This is a genomic window from Dehalobacter sp. MCB1 (assembly GCF_003590275.1).
In the GTDB taxonomy this organism is placed as follows: Bacteria; Bacillota; Desulfitobacteriia; order Desulfitobacteriales; family Syntrophobotulaceae; genus Dehalobacter.
In genome coordinates, this window is record NZ_LXPC01000001.1 from 55,139 (window position 1) to 72,365 (window position 17,227).

General features: G+C 44.5%; 18 protein-coding genes. 5 read left to right on the forward strand and 13 right to left on the reverse strand.

What is annotated here, in order from left to right:
- Nucleotides 1-8: 8 nt before the first annotated feature.
- Nucleotides 9-1,013: a hydrogenase small subunit gene (locus A7K50_RS00280; protein ID WP_119774283.1), complete on the reverse strand. Its 1,005-nt coding sequence runs from the start codon at nucleotides 1,011-1,013 to the stop codon at nucleotides 9-11.
- A 188-nt stretch (nucleotides 1,014-1,201) separates the two neighbouring features.
- Between A7K50_RS00280 and A7K50_RS00285 the strand changes: the two genes are divergently transcribed.
- The 4 genes from A7K50_RS00285 (at nucleotide 1,202) to A7K50_RS14420 (ending at nucleotide 4,671) form a co-directional block, all read left to right on the forward strand.
- Nucleotides 1,202-2,152 (forward strand): M15 family metallopeptidase, encoded by a 951-nt coding sequence (locus A7K50_RS00285; RefSeq protein WP_119774284.1) that lies wholly within the window; start codon nucleotides 1,202-1,204, stop codon nucleotides 2,150-2,152.
- Nucleotides 2,153-2,342: 190 nt separating this feature from the next.
- Nucleotides 2,343-2,696, forward strand: coding sequence for a YraN family protein (locus A7K50_RS00290; RefSeq protein WP_020492781.1), 354 nt, complete (start codon nucleotides 2,343-2,345; stop codon nucleotides 2,694-2,696).
- Nucleotides 2,697-2,866: 170 nt separating this feature from the next.
- A complete protein-coding gene (locus tag A7K50_RS00295; protein ID WP_119774443.1) occupies nucleotides 2,867-4,393 on the forward strand; it encodes a YifB family Mg chelatase-like AAA ATPase in 1,527 nt (508 codons plus the stop codon).
- A gap of 122 nt (nucleotides 4,394-4,515) precedes the next feature.
- Nucleotides 4,516-4,671 carry a LysM domain-containing protein gene (locus tag A7K50_RS14420; protein ID WP_256364967.1) on the forward strand — a complete coding sequence of 52 codons (156 nt, stop codon included), beginning with the start codon at nucleotides 4,516-4,518 and terminating at the stop codon, nucleotides 4,669-4,671.
- Between the two features lie 173 nt (nucleotides 4,672-4,844).
- On the opposite strand, the gene A7K50_RS00305 is transcribed toward A7K50_RS14420, so the two are convergent.
- From A7K50_RS00305 to ylxM, 11 genes are all read right to left on the reverse strand, one after another.
- Complete coding sequence (locus A7K50_RS00305) at nucleotides 4,845-5,492, reverse strand: ribonuclease HII (protein WP_119774445.1); 648 nt, start codon at nucleotides 5,490-5,492, stop codon at nucleotides 4,845-4,847.
- 176 nt (nucleotides 5,493-5,668) lie between these two features.
- Complete coding sequence (ylqF, locus tag A7K50_RS00310; RefSeq protein WP_020492784.1) at nucleotides 5,669-6,490, reverse strand: ribosome biogenesis GTPase YlqF; 822 nt, start codon at nucleotides 6,488-6,490, stop codon at nucleotides 5,669-5,671.
- A 60-nt stretch (nucleotides 6,491-6,550) separates the two neighbouring features.
- Entirely contained in the window at nucleotides 6,551-6,892 is a 342-nt protein-coding gene (gene rplS, locus A7K50_RS00315; RefSeq protein ID WP_119774285.1) for a 50S ribosomal protein L19, read from the reverse strand.
- 227 nt (nucleotides 6,893-7,119) lie between these two features.
- Entirely contained in the window at nucleotides 7,120-8,265 is a 1,146-nt protein-coding gene (locus A7K50_RS00320) for an FAD-dependent oxidoreductase (RefSeq protein ID WP_243103591.1), read from the reverse strand.
- Nucleotides 8,266-8,339: 74 nt separating this feature from the next.
- A complete protein-coding gene (locus A7K50_RS00325) occupies nucleotides 8,340-8,900 on the reverse strand; it encodes an RNA methyltransferase (RefSeq protein ID WP_020492786.1) in 561 nt (186 codons plus the stop codon).
- A 263-nt stretch (nucleotides 8,901-9,163) separates the two neighbouring features.
- Complete coding sequence (trmD, locus tag A7K50_RS00330; RefSeq protein ID WP_119774286.1) at nucleotides 9,164-9,967, reverse strand: tRNA (guanosine(37)-N1)-methyltransferase TrmD; 804 nt, start codon at nucleotides 9,965-9,967, stop codon at nucleotides 9,164-9,166.
- Between the two features lie 17 nt (nucleotides 9,968-9,984).
- Complete coding sequence (rimM, locus tag A7K50_RS00335; protein ID WP_119774287.1) at nucleotides 9,985-10,488, reverse strand: ribosome maturation factor RimM; 504 nt, start codon at nucleotides 10,486-10,488, stop codon at nucleotides 9,985-9,987.
- A 158-nt stretch (nucleotides 10,489-10,646) separates the two neighbouring features.
- Nucleotides 10,647-10,877 (reverse strand): KH domain-containing protein, encoded by a 231-nt coding sequence (locus A7K50_RS00340; protein ID WP_015044186.1) that lies wholly within the window; start codon nucleotides 10,875-10,877, stop codon nucleotides 10,647-10,649.
- A 17-nt stretch (nucleotides 10,878-10,894) separates the two neighbouring features.
- Nucleotides 10,895-11,158 (reverse strand): 30S ribosomal protein S16, encoded by a 264-nt coding sequence (rpsP, locus tag A7K50_RS00345; protein WP_015044187.1) that lies wholly within the window; start codon nucleotides 11,156-11,158, stop codon nucleotides 10,895-10,897.
- Nucleotides 11,159-11,260: 102 nt separating this feature from the next.
- Nucleotides 11,261-12,643 carry a signal recognition particle protein gene (gene ffh / locus A7K50_RS00350; protein WP_199698206.1) on the reverse strand — a complete coding sequence of 461 codons (1,383 nt, stop codon included), beginning with the start codon at nucleotides 12,641-12,643 and terminating at the stop codon, nucleotides 11,261-11,263.
- A 42-nt stretch (nucleotides 12,644-12,685) separates the two neighbouring features.
- Complete coding sequence (gene ylxM / locus A7K50_RS00355; protein ID WP_119774289.1) at nucleotides 12,686-13,051, reverse strand: YlxM family DNA-binding protein; 366 nt, start codon at nucleotides 13,049-13,051, stop codon at nucleotides 12,686-12,688.
- A gap of 311 nt (nucleotides 13,052-13,362) precedes the next feature.
- Between ylxM and A7K50_RS00360 the strand changes: the two genes are divergently transcribed.
- On the forward strand, nucleotides 13,363-15,756 hold the full coding sequence (locus tag A7K50_RS00360) for an EAL domain-containing protein (RefSeq protein ID WP_119774290.1): 2,394 nt from the start codon (nucleotides 13,363-13,365) through the stop codon (nucleotides 15,754-15,756).
- A gap of 62 nt (nucleotides 15,757-15,818) precedes the next feature.
- On the opposite strand, the gene A7K50_RS00365 is transcribed toward A7K50_RS00360, so the two are convergent.
- The gene (locus A7K50_RS00365; protein ID WP_119774291.1) at nucleotides 15,819-17,117 is read right to left on the reverse strand and encodes an amidohydrolase; all 1,299 of its coding nucleotides are present in this window, start codon (nucleotides 17,115-17,117) and stop codon (nucleotides 15,819-15,821) included.
- Between the last annotated feature and the right edge of the window lie 110 nt (nucleotides 17,118-17,227).

Below are 17,227 nucleotides of genomic sequence, written 5' to 3' on the forward strand. Positions count from 1 at the left end.
TCTTCTTATTAATGAATCTTTTTAAGCCGTTGCCTGAGTTTTAGCTTGCTTCCGCGTGGGAGATCTTTTTTCAATGTTTCTGCGAATCTGCCGGTCAGAATGCTTCCTATCAGATGGGCGCCAATACCAAGCGCCGTCACAACCCCTGTCAATTGGCCCACCCTGTTTGCCGTTACCTTGATCCCCGGAAGCTTTACATCCGGCAAATGTTCAAAGAATGGAACGCTTCCATCGGAAAACTCAGGACTGGCACAGCCGATACAAGGGGTATTGGCTTTTACCGGCCAACTTAGATGCTCTCCGTTCCACTGGCGGACAGGGCAATCAGCATAGGTAACCGGCCCTTTGCAGCCTATTTTATACATGCACCACGGTTCTCCCGGCTTAGCGGCAAAGATGCTGTTGTCAAAATAATCCCGCCGCTGGCAAAGGTTATGGATTGTTTCTCCATAGAAAAGTTTAGGACGATTATCATCATCAAGCGCCGGCTCGCCGTACTGAATTAAATGGTTCAAAGTGCCCATCATCCATTCGGGGTTGATTGGACATCCAGGTACATTGATAACTTTTCTGTCCAGAACAGCCTGTAACGATACACATTCAGAAGGGTTCGGAGCCGCAGCATAGATCCCTCCGAACGCTGCGCAGGTACCGGCAGCAACTACGTAACGAGCTGCAGCGCCTAGTTCCCGCACTGCCTGCAAAGCCGTCCAAGCCTTGCCGTTCCGATAACCGATCACAGAATACAGGCCATTGGACCTCGTTGGGATGCTTCCTTCAACCACCAGGATGTATGCTGCTTTATGATTTTTCTGGAGATCATCAAGAACATTGATGGCATCACTTCCCTCGGACGCGCTTAAAAGATAATCGAAACGAAGCTCTGCAATGCTGCTGATCAACTCCTCGTAGCCCGGGTCCTTGGCATTAAGAAAGGAAAGCATATCGCCGGCACAGGTATTTGTCCCGAGCCAAATAATGAGAGGTTTTGTCGAACCATCCATATTCGCCATACTCTTCCCTTCCATCCCTTCTGCGGTCTTTCACACCCTGTTGTTTTTTACTTCGTATTTTTAATTTCAAGTGTATTATTACCGTATGCTATTTCACTATACAAAATTTGCAGGTCTATCCTGCTTTGTTCAGGCATACATAATTATGATTAGCCTTTCTCAAGGTTCCGCGGAAGGATGAACAAGCCATGAACTTCAAGCAATTTATCTTAGGTCTGATTGTTATTGTCCTTTTAGTTACAGGCTGTAAGATTATTTGGAACAGACATCTAATAACAGTAAACGCACCCGCAGTGTCCCCAGTTTCCGATTGGGAATATGAAGACGTAATGAAAAGGGATATTCTCTGTCTGATGCTGGCCTATCCGGAAACTATTACCGGTGTGGAGAAAGCATCCAAAAATGAGGTTTATGTCCTTTTAAAATCGGGGAAAAAAATCTTATATGATGACAAAAAAGAAAAAAACTCCTGGCAGAAATCGGGGAACCCCGACCTTCAGGATATGATGGACCAGCTCTACCCATTGTCCAAGATTACGGAAATTTTACCTAATTACTACAACCCTGGCTGTGCAAGAGTTTATCCGCTTCTGAAAGAAGTCTATGGAACGAGCAAAAAAACAATCCTATCCAATCTGACCAAAGTCAGCATTGGCTACAAGTATGTAGAGTTTAATGGAAACAATAAAGCTGCGGAATCCTTAAAAGCGGTCATGAAAGAACTGCTTCCGTTGTCCCGCCAAAGCCATAAGGTGTACGCCGCTTCTTTTCCGAGCAGTGGGGCTTTCAATTACCGGCTGATCGGCGGTACAAACAGGCTGAGCTCCCATGCCTATGGTATCGCAATCGATCTTAACAGTAATAAATACGATTATTGGCGCTGGTCCACGCGTGAAGAAGGTCAGAAAAGGCTTAAGGCCTATCCCCAGGAGGTCTCTGCTATCTTTGAAAAATATGGTTTCATCTGGGGCGGCAAATGGGGAAATTTTGATATTATGCATTATGAATACCGTCCGGAAATCATTCTGAAAGCACGTTATTTTTCCGAAAGACCCGTCTCGGGGATTCCATGGTATGACGGTTTACAAAGCAACCAGAAAGCCTGGGAATATATTTGGCTGATTGAAGAAAGCCTGTAGCTTTATCTCCTTATCGTTCAGTCAACCTGAATCACAAACATCCCGGCAGTATTTTTTTCTTTCATGATACAATTTCCACAGTAGCCTATTACTATTTTATGTCATTTTTGGTAATATTAATCATGATATACAAATCGATCTGTTATGTTGAATATGTACAGGATTTTTTACTTTTAGGAGGCCTGAACCATTGAATAAAAGACAGTTGGGGCAGCGGGGCGAGGATATGGCTTTGGAACATATTAAGAAAGCCGGTTTGAACATTATCCAGCGCAATTACCGTTGTCCCAAGGGAGAAATCGACATCATCGCCAGGGATGGGAAAACAATTGTATTTATCGAAGTCAGACTGAGGAGTTCCAATATCCGGGGATCGGCGGAAGAAAGCATTGGCCTCTGGAAAATCCAAAGGCTTAAAAGTATTGCCTCGTACTATCTTCTGGAACAACACTATCGTCAATGGCCTCAAATCAGGTTTGATATTTTCGCCATTAACATGGCTGAAGGCGTTCCCGAGTTCAACTGGATCCAAGGGGCACTATAAATGGCTCATTTTCTTTCCGTTTCTGTCTGATGTTTTTGCCTGACATTCTGTCTGACGTTTCTGTCTGATTCCATAAATATCGCCAAAATTCAACTATATTAATCCATTAATGTAATTTTATAGAAGGATATTTGCTGTCAGAAGCGAATTTTGTTTTTGAGGTGAAAAAAATGTTTGCTTCTGTCAGCGGAATGTCTGTCGACAATCTCTCAGCCCAGCCGGTCAGTGTCGAAGTGGATATTGCCAATGGTCTTCCCTGTCTGGAAATTGTAGGCCTTGCGGCCACTGCTGTGAAAGAGGCCAGAGACAGAGTCCGGTCAGCGTTGAAAAACTCAGGCTTCGATTTCCCTTTGAAAAGAATTACAGTTAATCTTGCTCCTGCAGACCTGCGTAAAGAAGGCTCCGGTCTGGATTTACCGATCGCTTTGGGTATATTGGCTGCCATGGAAGAACTAAATAATGCTGTACTGAACCGCTATGTTTTTGCCGGCGAACTTTCCTTGGAAGGTCTTTTGCGTCCGATACCGGGCGTTCTAACCATGGCGTTGGCTTTAAAAAGCGAGCCAGAAAAACAAGTCCTGATTATACCGCCTGCTAATCTGGCCGAAGCGAGGCTTGTAACCGAAATAAAAAGTGCAAGCGTGATCAGTCTTGCTGAGTTAGTGGGGATTTTGAACGGAGAAGATCATTTTTCCGTTATTCCTTCCCCGCCCTCTGCTGAAATCTTTGAAACGGTATCTGTGGACTGGTCGGATATCCATGGGCAGATGCAGGCCAAACGTGGACTCGAAATTGCCGCCTGCGGTGGGCACAACCTGTTGATGGTTGGTCCGCCCGGTTCTGGTAAAACGCTGCTGGCCAGAGCATTTGCCGGGATTCTGCCGCCTCTCACGGTTGAGGAGAGTCTTGATGTGACTCAGCTTCACAGCCTGACTGGTATTATCCGGGGAAATGGGCAGCTGATTACGCAAAGGCCTTTCCGCAGCCCTCACCATACGGCTACAATCGCCGGAATCATCGGCGGGGGACAAAAAATTAAGCCTGGGGAACTCGCCCTGGCCAATCACGGTGTTCTCTTTCTGGATGAACTGCCTGAGTTTTCCCGGGAAGTCCTCGAAGCACTCCGTCAGCCGCTCGAGGACCGAAAACTGACGTTAATCCGTCTGAGAGGCAGAATCGAGTTTCCAGCACGCATTTGTGTTATGGCTTCGATGAATCCATGCCCGTGCGGCTATTTTGGGGAGAATGGCCGGGAATGTTCCTGCACGCCACTTCAAATCAGCCACTACCGCGGAAAGGTTTCCGGACCCCTACTGGACCGGTTTGACATCCAGCTGGAAGTCCCCCGTTTAAGCTATGGCGAGCTAAAACACGGGGACAACCGGGAAACCTCTGAAATTGTCCGCAACCGGGTGATCAGAACCAGAGAAATTCAGTATAAAAGATTGAATGCGAGCAGGACAAACTCAGAAATGACCGGTCGCGAAACAAAAGCGCTGTGCCAATTGGACAGCGCCGGTGAATCCCTCCTGCAAAAAGTTTTTGATAAAAACCTCTTCAGTGCCCGGGCCCACGACCGTATCCTGCGGGTAGCCAGAACAATTGCTGATATGGCCGGATCAGAAAATATCCGGGCAGAACATCTGGCCGAATCACTACAGTACAGGGCTTTGGACAGGATAAAGACGAATCAATGAAGTAATCAAATAAGTTCAGCAAAAGTATAATTATAAATTTAATTAACAAAAGATAATCTATATGTACATACACGAACAATCTAGATCACTCCATAATATGGATATATAGTTTGGTTAAAGGAGTGATCCGTTTGCATCATCAGGTTCACAAGGGAGACAATTTATCGAAGATTGCACGCCAGCACGGCGTGACTGTCATCATCTTATTAAATTTGAATCCCCATTTAAGAAAGCGCAGACATCGTATTTATGTTGGTGAAAGAATCAGAGTAAAATAATTAGAAATATTGGATACGTCATTGGATAAAAATTAAATAAGGAATAGCCGCGTACAACGCAGCTATTCCTTATCTGTTACTGAAATAAATTCTATTGTAATCCTTATTCTATTGTAATCCTTAAGTCTCAAATCTTTTTTATGTACACTGTATGCCGGTCCCAATCTCAGATATTACCCCAGTTTATACTGCGTCCCGGCGATCATTTCTTTGATCGGTGAGAAGCTCTGCCGGTGGATTAAGCAAGGGCCAAAATGGCTTATTGCCTCCATGTGCAACTTGGTCCCATAACCCTTGTGTTGATCAAAATGATATTCCGGATAAATCTGATGCATCTCATCCATCAGCTCATCCCTGGTAACCTTTGCCAGAATTGAAGCCGCGGCAATACTCGCACTAAGACCGTCTCCACCAATAATGGCTTTCTGAGCCGTATCCATATTCAGCATGTCCCTGCCGTCAATAATGATGTAATCAGGGTTGATTTTCAGGTTTTCCAGCGCTCTTGTCATCGCCAGCTTTGTGGCCCTTAAAATGTTTAACAGGTCAATTTCGCCAGACGTCGCACTTCCCAGTGCAAAAGCAACAGCCTGCTTTTTGATTTCTTCAGCTAAGTTCCTTCTTTTCTTTTCCGAACATTTCTTCGAGTCATTCAGGCCAGGAAGCTCAAACTCCCTTGGTAGGATGCAGGCAGCGGCAATGACAGGCCCGGCAAGTGGGCCTCTCCCTGCTTCATCTACACCGGCAATCCGTGAATACCCTTCAGCGAACAAACCTTTTTCTATCTCCAGGAGTTTCTCTATCCTTTCGATTTCACCCATTCCTTCATCTCCCCAGCTGAATAAAATATGCACATACTCTAGAGACCAGTCTCCGTGATGTATAGAAGCGTCAAGCGAAGCAGGATAGCGGAGCGCGGGTGTTTGTTCCACCGAGGGAACAACAGCCGAAAAGCCTCTATACATTATGGAGACCCGCCTCAGAAAAGCCAGAATTTTTAGTCCATGGTCACTTTGGCAATCTTACCGCTGCGGAATTCACGAAGAAAGATCTGGGCGGCTTTGAAGGTATCAATCCTGCCACCGCTAACCAAACAGCCTCTTTTACGGCCAATTCCTTCAAGATCGGTCTCGTTTTCCTCAAGCTTGTAAAAGCTTTGCAGTTCCAGAGGATAATTCTGTTTAAGCCAGGCGAGCAGCCACTGGGCGAGCTCTTCCTGGTCAAATACTTCATCTCTTACCGCACCGGTTACAGCCAGCTTCCTGCCTACTTCGGGATCATCAAATTTGGGCCAAAGCATTCCCGGCGTATCAAGCAGCTCGACTTTATCATGTATCCTGACCCACTGGTTGCCGCGCGTAACACCTGGTTTGTTACCCGTCTTGGCCTGCGAACCGCCCGTCAGCTGGTTAATCAGCGTGGACTTTCCAATATTGGGTATCCCAACAACCATGACGCGGATAGGTCTCCCCCGTACTCCCCTGGCAGCCAGCCGTTCTCTTTTATCCGTCATCAGTTCCTCGAGCAGCGGGACAATTTTTTTGACGCCGATGCTGGTCATGGAGCTAATCGCTAAAACAGGTCCTTCCTTGCCAAGTTCCACAAGCCACTGGTCGATTTTCTTTTTGTCAGCAAGGTCCGATTTGTTCAGCAAAAGCAAACGGAGCTTGTTTCCAAGCAGCTGCTTCAGCAGCGGGTTTCTACTACTCAGCGGTAAACGGGCATCGCCCAGTTCCAGGACAATATCCACCCAATTCAGTTGTTCTTCGAGCTTTCTTTTCGCTCTGGTCATATGACCGGGATACCATTGAATGTTCATAGTCCTCCATGGACGTCAAAAGAGCTGAATTTCTCCAGCTCTTTCCTATCTTCTCTGTTTTTAGCGACGTTCTCTGATTCTGGCCGATTTACCGTAACGGTCACGCAAATAGTAAAGTTTCGCTCTGCGGACAATACCTTTGCGTACAACTTCAATCTTATCAATACGCGGAGAGTGAAGGGGGAAAGTCCTTTCTACACCTACTCCGTTGGAAACACGGCGCACGGTAAAAGTCTCCCTTAAGCCATCGCCCTTCCTTTTAATCACAAGCCCTTCAAAGACCTGAATACGCTCACGAGAACCCTCGATAATACGTACATGTACTTTGACGGTATCTCCAGGACGGAACGAAGGAATATTATCTTTAAGCTGCTGCTCTTCAATCATACGAATATAATCCATAATAAGTTACCCCCTTCCTTGCCTAGATGTTCTTAACTTCTTATATCAAGCCAGAGGACCATCCGTTTTTTACACTGTATCATATTACCACACACGCCAGGAATACGCAATATACGATACCTTTTTTTACTCAACCTCTTTATAATATTCTTTATTCTTTAATTTTTGATCATTGATTCATACCTGCTTTTTCATTTTCGTTTTTTTGATCTTCTCTTAGATTCTGCTTATATAAAACGGCGAAACCAGTATTTTTCAAATCCAAGTTTTGCAAGATAGGCTGTCCGTGTCGGTTTCCATAAAGAGATTGATGGGCTTGGCTTTTTATAATACTGAACCGATGAATAGCGGGCTCGACCGAACCCGGTATTCATGATGCAGGTACCCTTTCCTTTATAGGTATATTCCAGCTTTGCCCCTTTGGACAGAAGATAGATATTTCTTGCTACAACATCTGCCTGGTAATGCGCAAATACGCCTGCTTTCGGCGCATGGGCCCCAATCACCGGAAGTTTTACCGCTGCAGCATCACCAATGGCAAAGATTGTTGGACAATTTGTTTCCAGCGTGTGAAGGTCTACTTGAACAAATCCGCTGCTATCCACCAAATTTGACTTCCGTAATACCTCCGGAGTCCAATGAGACGCAATACCCAATAAAAGATCCGCAGCAATCTTCGTGTCGTGATCCAGGATTAAACCTTTTTCCTCAACCCTGAGTACTTTCGCTTCCGTGATCAATTTTATCCCTTTATCCGCAAGCATTTTCCTTACACTTTGCCCAACCTTGGGCTTGGCTAATGGCTCCGGCGAGTAATCTGGCGTCACCAAGGTAAGCTCAATTTTATTTCGGATTCCCCTTTTCCGAAAAAACTGATCCAAAAGAAACATTATTTCATAAGGGGCAGGTGGACATTTGTATGGCAAGCTAGATATAAAAAGAACAATTCGTCCGGAGGAGAAATTGTTTAATTGCTGATTAATTTTTCTAACACCATCAAAATCATAGGCATTTAAAGCATATTCTGTGAATCCGGGTACGGTCTCCGTGTGATACTCCACTCCCAAAGAAATAATCAAGTAATCAAAAGACAAGACTCCCTGATTTGTTGAAACCTGATGTCCGGTTACATCGATTTTCTGTACTTCCTGATGCAAAACATGAATATCCTTCTTTTCTAGATTGATTAACTGCCTTGTTATATCCGTTGGTTTTCGTTGACCGATCATAAGGAGTGGATAAGCAGCTGCAAAGTGATGATTTAATTCCCGGTCTATGACCATTACCTGCATGGAATCCCCCGCCGCATTTTTAAGAATATTGGAAGCAACAATACCGCCTATTCCCCCACCCAGAATTAAAGTGTTTTTCATAAGCTCACCCCAGCACTATTTTCTCCGAAAAAAAACACTTTATTCTTGTGCCTTGTAATTCAAAAAATAGCCAATTAATGGCCCCTAAGCCTGTCCAAAATAATTGCCGCAGCTGACCGGACAGACAGATGATTATAGTCCCCGAAACCGTAAACCGGCTTCAAAATATAATCTGCTTTTTCCATTTCTTCCTTTATTATGCCCCAACCTGTTCCGAAAAGCAGCAGAAAGTCCTCATCAGTTTCCTCGAGCTTCCGGCGCAGGTCGGAATATTCAATCGTATTCGTATACAGTCTCGCATCCGTTGCAACCGTGAATAATTTCTTGCCGGGATTCCTGCTTTTAATTTCCTGGACAACTTCTTCCAGCGTCGAAGCAAGCTTCACTTTCTCAAAAGCTTCATATCTATTGGGATTATATTCAGCACCATACCCTTCCCGCCAAAAGCCCATGATTCGCCGGGCTAGATCCTGCTGAGCCGGACCAGGATGGACCACATAATAGGTATTCACCCCATAAGTCGTTGAGCTTCGGGCAATATCGTGCAAATCAAGGTTGGTTATTGACGTTGCGACTTGCTCCATATTTTTGTTGTAGACAGGTGCGTGAATAAGGGCTACATACAATTCTCCCATTATTTCCTCCAGATCTTATTAAATAGTAATCTAGGGTTAGTCTGTGGGTCACAATACCGAAACGAGGCTTACAACGAAAAGCAATACCCTAAATAAGTGGCTATATAGCATGCAGACCTGTCCAAAAAACTTATAATTAGTCTGATTGCCACAGTTCCGCGACAAGCGAAGCATGGAGTGCGCAGCGCGGATTTTTGTGCCACGGGGCACAATAGCCGATAGCGGTATGGTGGCAAGCAGACCTGCCACCATAGGTCTTTATACTACTCGCTCTTAATTCGTCGTCTCCGTTTCGGAGCAGGCTTTAAATGTTCCCATCTCTCGCGGTAAACGTTAATCTCCGGATGCTCAAGCACAAGTTCCTCCAAAAGCGGATAATCTGTCTGCTGAAATTCAATCTGCGGGACCAAATCACTTCTTTTCAGGAAAGTCTTTCTTAGAGATTCTTTTCTACGCCAGCGTTCAATGTTGGCGTGGTGTCCTGAAAGCAGAACATCGGGTACCTGCATTCCATCAAAGTCGGGAGGACGCGTATACTGAGGATACTCAAGCAAACCCTGACTGTGGGAATCATCCTGCTGAGAAACGTTGTTCCCGAGAACACCCGGTAGAAGCCTTGCAACCGAATCGATCATTACCATCGCAGCAAGTTCTCCTCCGGTTAAAACATAATCTCCGATAGACATCTCCTCATCGGCTAGGGTGCGTATTCTTTCGTCGAATCCTTCATAATGGCCGCACAAAAAAATCAACTCGTCATACCCAGCCAGTCTTGAAGCTTCCCGCTGATCAAATTTTTTCCCCTGAGGCGTGAGCAGAATAATTCGGCGGCTTCCTGCAGGCTCCGGCAAATTTCGGACAGCCTTGAACAGAGGCTCCGGTTTTAAAACCATTCCTGAACCCCCGCCATACGGGATATCATCCACATTTTTATGTTTGCTCTCGGCATAATCGCGGAAATTGACAAGCGCTATCTCAAGCAGGCCGGCTTCCTGAGCTCTTTTCAGAATGCTTTCTTTTAATGGCGCAAACATTTCCGGAAAAATTGTCAGTACCGTAAACTTCATACACAGCCTCTCTTTTATTAGTCATCGAGTAGTCCCGGAGGTAAAATGACATCCATTCTTTTCGCCTGGACATCCACCTTTTTGACAACGGTTTTTAAGGCCGGAACACAGAATTCAGTTTTTTGGCCACGGACAATATAGATATCGTTCGAACCAGTTTCCTGGACTCTTATCAAGGTCCCAAGCAAAATATCATTCTCGTAAACCTGCATTCCCTCAAGCTCAAAGTAATACCAGCGGTCTTGCAGCGGAGGAACCTCCGCTCGATCTAGTCTGACCTCAAATCCACGAATCTTTTCAGCATCCTCCCGGGTAGCAATGCCTTCCAGAGTCAGAAACACTATACCTTTCGGATCAATCCTTACCCTCTGAACATGAAAAATTTTTTCTGTCTTTCCATCAGACAGATTAATCTTTTTCAAACCTCTGAACCGCTCCGTATTATCCGTAATCGGATATACCTTGATCTCTCCTTTGATTCCCTGCGGTTTCAGGACCTCTCCAATTAATACACTTTCCAAGGCATTACGCCCTTTCTTCTAAAGAATTCCCGAAATCCATCATCCCATTTAAAGAAAACTTGGCCGTCGTCAGTCTTAGCTGCCCTTAGATGGTTCAGAAAGCGCTCAGCGTTTTTCTAAACCGGTAAAGTCAAAAAGGGCCTGAGCCCTTTCCAACCTTACTGGTCAATATCAACAATAACCCTGCGTCCGTCTTTAACGGCCGCAGCCTTGACAATTGTCCGGATAGCGTTAGCGATCTTGCCCTGTTTACCAATCACTTTGCCCATATCTTCCTGAGCAACTGTCAATTGCAGGTGCACAGTTCTCTCTGTAGCATTCTGAACCACAATAACTTCTTCAGGATGATCCACCAATGCCTTAGCAAGTACCTCTACGACTTCTTTCACAGGAGTCACCTCCATGCTTACTTGGATTTATGAAATTTCTCCATAATTCCGGCCTGACTGAGCAGAGATTTTGCGGTATCTGAAGGTTGAGCTCCCTGAGTTAACCATTCCAGCGCTTTAATCTCGTCTATCTTGATTTCATGAGGATTCTTAGTAGGATCATAATAACCGATTTCCTCAATTGCTCTGCCATCACGGCGGGATGCTGAGTCGCATACTACAAGACGGTAGAAAGGATTTTTCTTTGCACCCATGCGGCGCAAACGAATCGTTGTTGCCATAATTTCACCTCCTCCAACAAACTCTAAACCCATATATTCAACAACATAAATGATATTTGGGAATCCGCAATGATTAAAAGTATATAATTGTTTGGATTGGTACTATATCTGGAAAGGAAATTTTGGGAAAGATTTCTTACCTTGTTTTTTTCCTTTTTTTCCTTTCTTCGTACCGCCTTTGGCAGTTCCTCCCATTCCTGGGAGTCCGGAAAGCTGTTTCATCATTTTCTTGGTTTGTTCATATTGCTTAAGAAGCCTTCCAACATCGACAACCGTTGTTCCGCTTCCTTTCGCTATCCTTTTTTTACGTGAGTCCTTGATTAGGATGGGTTTCCTTCTTTCTTCCGCTGTCATAGAGCAGATGATGGCTTCCGCCTTATAGAACTCTTTCTCATCGATCTGGACACCTTTCAGCTGCTTGCCGATTCCGGGCAGCATTTCCAGCACAGACGACAAAGGACCCATCGAGCGCAGCTGTTTGATCTGATCAAGATAGTCATCCAGCGTAAGCTCCTGTTTGCGGATTTTCTCTTCTAGCTCCCTGGCTTTTTTCTCGTCTACATTTTGCTGGGCTTTCTCAATCAGGGTCAGTACATCACCCATACCTAAAATTCTGGACGCGATCCGATCCGGGTGAAAAACTTCCAAAGCATCCATTTTCTCACCGGTTCCGGCATATTTGATCGGGCAGCCGGTGACTGCTTTGACGGAAAGCACCGCCCCACCGCGGGTATCCCCATCGAGCTTGGAAAGAATGACGCCATCAAGCCCGAGCTGTTGGTGGAAAGCATCGGCAGCATTCACTGCATCCTGACCTGTCATGGCATCGACGACCAGCAGTATTTCATGCGGTTTGACATTTCCTTTGATCCTGGACAGTTCATCCATAAGTTCTTCATTAATATGCAGCCGTCCAGCAGTATCGATGATGACGACATCATTACCATTTTTTCTCGCAAACACCAGACTATCGGAAGCAATTTTCACGGGATTTTCCTGACCCAGAGAAAAAACTGGGACCTTAATCTGTTCCCCTAACACTTCCAGCTGCTTGATTGCAGCAGGACGATAGATGTCACAGGCGACCAGCAACGGGTATTTCCCCTGTTTTTTCAGCATATTAGCGAGCTTGGCACCATGGGTGGTTTTCCCGGCTCCCTGGAGCCCCACCAGCATAATGATTGTTGGCGGTTTGGAGGAAATCGATATTTTGCTTTCGCTCCCACCCATCAGATGGATAATCTCTTCGTGGACAATTTTAATCACATGCTGCCCGGGAGTAAGGGATTCCAGTACTTCTTGACCTACAGACCTCTCCTTGATCCGGGCAACCAGTTCCTTGACAACCTTGAAATTGACGTCTGCTTCAAGCAACGCAATTCTAACCTCTCGCAGGGCCTCTGTAACATCGGCTTCGGTTAATTTACCTTTTCCTTTAAGTCTTTTGAAAGTAGCCTGGAGTTTTTCGCTTAGGCCCTCAAACATTGCCATCCCGGCTTCCCTTCTTTCCCCATCGTATTTTTTTCACTATTCGAGTGTATCTGCAATAATCTCTTTGATCTGCTTATTTATGTTCAATTGACGTTTCCAGGCAGACTCGCTAGAAAAATCTTCTTGTTTTGCTTCTTCCAGCAAGGACTCTATGCGGCGGAATTTATCTCTTTCCTGGATAAATCGGAAAATGAGTCCAAGCTTGTGCTCATATCCCTCCAGGATCTTTTCAGTTCTTTTGAGTAAATCATAAACTGCCTGGCGGCTGATGCCTTCTTCGCCAGCAATCTCAGACAGTGAGTAATCCTGCTGATAATACAAGTCCCATATTTTTCCCTGCTTTTCTGTCAGTAAGGGGCCATAAAAATCAAATAACAAGGCTTTTCCAGCGATTTCTTTCATTTCGATATTCCGGCCTCACTGTAAAGTATTTTTGCTTTACACATTTTGTATTTTATCCAAAAATACCTACGTTGTCAAGTTATTACTTAGCGTCCAATTTGGATTAACAAGTTATTTATGATAAATGTGTTTACATTTTAATGTATAAATCACTATTTTTCTGTGGTAATATATTACATGTATTTTCAAAAATATTCATAATTCTTTTTTATTATTACATTTTTATTAGGTACATGTCCTATTAATACTATTCACAAAAAGAGAAGAATTTACGATATATATTATGATAAATACTGTACGGAGAAATAAATATGAGCGTAACAAAGAATAAGACACTGATTTTTATTTTCATTGCTGTCTACTATCTTCTTTACCTTACTGCGATCATTAAACAATCCGATTTTTGGGGAAATATTCTCTCGCCGATTGGTGCACTGATTTCATTTTTTCTGCTTTTGCAGGCCTACTATAAACCAAGCCAGCCGAAGTATGTCCGTGCCATTTGGCTGTTTTTTTCTTTTGCTTCCCTTTCTTGGGCAGTCGGCGACATCATGTGGGCTTATTCGGTTTTGATACTCGGAATTGATCCTTTAGACGATTTATTTGTTACAATCCTGTATTTTGGAACCAACCTTTTTCTTTTAATCGGAGCTTTCATCTTTGCCTTGAACCGCTTTAGAAAATGGAATGCCCTACAGCTGCTGATCGACAGTCTGGCGATGTCCGTTTCCATCTTACTGTTGATTTGGATCATCTACTTCGACTCTCAATATGAGAATCTTTATCTTGTTTCCAAAGTCGGCTGGATTTCAGCTGTGACCATTTTTCTTGATATTATCATGATGACCGGAGTAGCCATCTGGTTCTTTTCAATTCGTGCCGGTAAAATCGCGAGCTCCGTAAGACTTGTAACAAGTTGTGTTTTGGCCTTTGCTTTGGTCGACCTGGCTTATTATTATCTCTATCTTCATGATCTTTATATCTCGAATTCATTGATTGATTCGATCTATATGGCAACACTGCTTGGCCTTGCGTTGAGTGCCATTATGACGCCTGAAAATATTGCCGGAGCTGATGATACTGAGCTTTATGGGGATTATTCCAACGAAGGTTACCGGAATCAAGGGCTGCTCTTATTGGTAGGTCCAATTATCATTCTGTTTTTCATTGGATTCGATATTCAGAGCTTATTAATTTATTTCATCATTATCTTTCTTCATGGAATATTGAGCAATCATATTCAGAATTCCATCAAAGACCAGCGTCTCTTAACAAGAGAAAAAGAGCTGAATGCTGAGCTTGAAAAACGTATTGATGAACGTACCCGGGAGCTTTCGGAAAAAGCCAGAGAACTCGAGAAGAAAAACCGCCAGCTGCATTATCTCTCCAGTCAAGATCTCGTAACTAAGCTTTACAACCGCCGCTTCTTTCTGGAAGCTGTGCAGGAAAAAATCAAAAACTGCCAGGACGATCATATTCTCGTCCTGTTATTCCTCGATATTGACAGGTTTAAGACGATCAATGATGCTTATGGCCATATGATCGGAGATAAGCTGATCATTGCACTTTCCAAGCGTCTTCAGAAATTTACTGATCCTGAGCATGACCTGCTGGCCCGCTTCGGCGGTGATGAATTCGTGCTGGCATTCCACGGAAAGTATCATAACGGAGATATCGAAAACCTTGCCCAAAGTATCATCACCCTCTGCACAGAACCGATCCATCTCAAGCAATATACATTCCACATCACAATCAGTGTCGGCATTTCCATCTACCCGTATGATGCTTCAAATCTTGACGCCCTGATTCAGAATTCCGATATAGCAATGTATGAGGCCAAGAAAATAGGGTTTAATAAATACGTCTTTTTCAATGAGCAAATCAATGCGATCCTCCAAAGGAATCTAAAGCTTGAGATTTTACTTAGAAAAGCGGTCTATGATAAAGAATTTTCCCTTCATTACCAGCCCCAGTTCAGTATACCGGACAACAGACTTATTGGGATTGAAGCACTGCTTCGCTGGAATTGTCCGGCTGAAGGTCCAATCCCTCCGGGCGAATTCATTCCGATTGCGGAGGAGACAGACCTGATTATTCCACTTGGAAAATGGGTGATGAACAGAGCGATCCGTCAAATTGCCGAATGGAATAACCGTTATCAGACCACTCTGAGAATGGGCATCAATGTTTCTATTAAACAACTGAATCATAATGGGTTTGATGAAATGGTCAAATCTGCGATTAGATTCTATGCCATTCCTCCGGAATGGATTGATATGGAGATCACTGAAAGCATAGCAATTGAAGAAACATACGATATTCACGAGATTACGAAGGCGATCAGGGATACCGGAATTTCTATCTCGATTGATGATTTTGGAACCGGCTATTCCTCTTTAAATAATTTAAAGATTTTCCCATTTGACCGCATAAAATTTGCCAAGCCCTCGATTGATCATATTGTCAATGATGAGTTTGACAAAGAAATTATACGTTCGATTATTGTGCTGGCGAATTTTATGAAGATTAAAACCATCGCCGAAGGCGTTGAAACTGCAGCCCAATATGAAGTGCTCAAAAAATTGGGCTGTGATCAGATCCAAGGCTACTATTTGGGTAAGCCTATGCCGGCAAATGAGTTCGAAAAAGCATTTTTCAGCCTGCCCCAGCAGCCTATTTTAGAAAATTCTTCAATAATTCCTTAATTCCTTTGTAAAATTTTACACAATTTTTCCTGTGTTAACTGAGTCGGTAGGATAGCAGAAACTCAGACTTCAGACGCTATTCTCCTGGCTCTTTTTTCTGCTTCGCGGCAAATTTTCTGTTCATCAAGTGTCAGTAGTATCCTGTCTTCCATCAGAATCTTTCCACCGACAATTACCGTTCTGACATCCCCACCCCTGGCACAGTAAACCAAGTGCGAAGGTATTGAGAACCTTGGATAGAAATGCGGCTGATCAAAGTCAATCGAAACCATATCTGCTTTATAGCCGGGCTGAAGTTTTCCTAGATTCTCCAATCCTGCCACGGCTGCTCCTCCGGCCGTTGCCATTTTCAGGACTTCATAGGCTTTGAGGTCTTCAGGGGAGCCAACCAGTTTTTGCTGGAAGGAAGCCGAACGCATTTCCCCGAACATATCGAGGTCATTATTGCTGGAAGTACCGTCTGTTCCAAGTCCGACAGCAATTCCCCGCTTAAGCATTTCTGGAATCCGTGCTGTTCCGCTGCTCAGCTTCATATTGCTTTCCGGGTTGTGGGCAACCCCTATGTTGTACTTTTTAAGAATATCCAGTTCGGCATCATTCAGGTAAACACAGTGGGCAGCAATAATCTGCCCTCCCAATATACCCTGCTCTTCCAGCCAGAAGAGCGGCGTTGTTCCATATCTCTCCCTGATCGTAGCGAGTTCGGATTCTGTCTCCGCGAGATGGATGTGGATGCCGGTCCCTAACCTATCGGCCTCCTGTTTTACAGTTAACAGAAATTCTCCTGAACAGGTATATGGGGCATGCGGGCCAAACATGATCTTGATCCGTCCGTCCCCAGCGTTATGATATTTCCGGAATAATTCAATATTTTCCTGCAGCGATTTGTTGCCGGCTTCTTTGTTGTGCTCAATCATACCGCGGGACAGCAATGCTCTGGTTCCTGATTCCAAAACTGCTCTGGCCGTTTCTTCTTCACTGATATACATATCCGCCATGGTCGTCGTGCCGGAACGGAGCATCTCACAAAGAGCAAGCGAACTCCCCCAGTAGATATCTTCCGGTGTCATTTTATCTTCAAAAGGCCAGACCTTTTCCTGCAGCCAGGGCATGAGCGGCATATCATCGGCATAGCCGCGCAGCAGCGTCATTGCAGCATGCGTGTGCGTGTTAATAAGTCCGGGCATCACAACATGGTTCGTTAAATCCAGAACCCTATCCGGATTAAAACCGGCCGGGGCTGTTCCTCTCTCCCCAACAGAAACAATACGGTCCCCGTCTATCGCAATTTCTCCCTGCGGATAAAAATCCTGCACGCCGGTCATGGGCAAAATCATCGCTCTGATTAGATACCTGGACATTGGGTTACCTTCTTTCTCTTCTTAGATCATTTTGCTCCTGTTTGCAGAAAAAAACGGCTTAAATGAACCTGTACAAAAATCCATTTCAGCCGAATGTTTTTTCTGTTTCG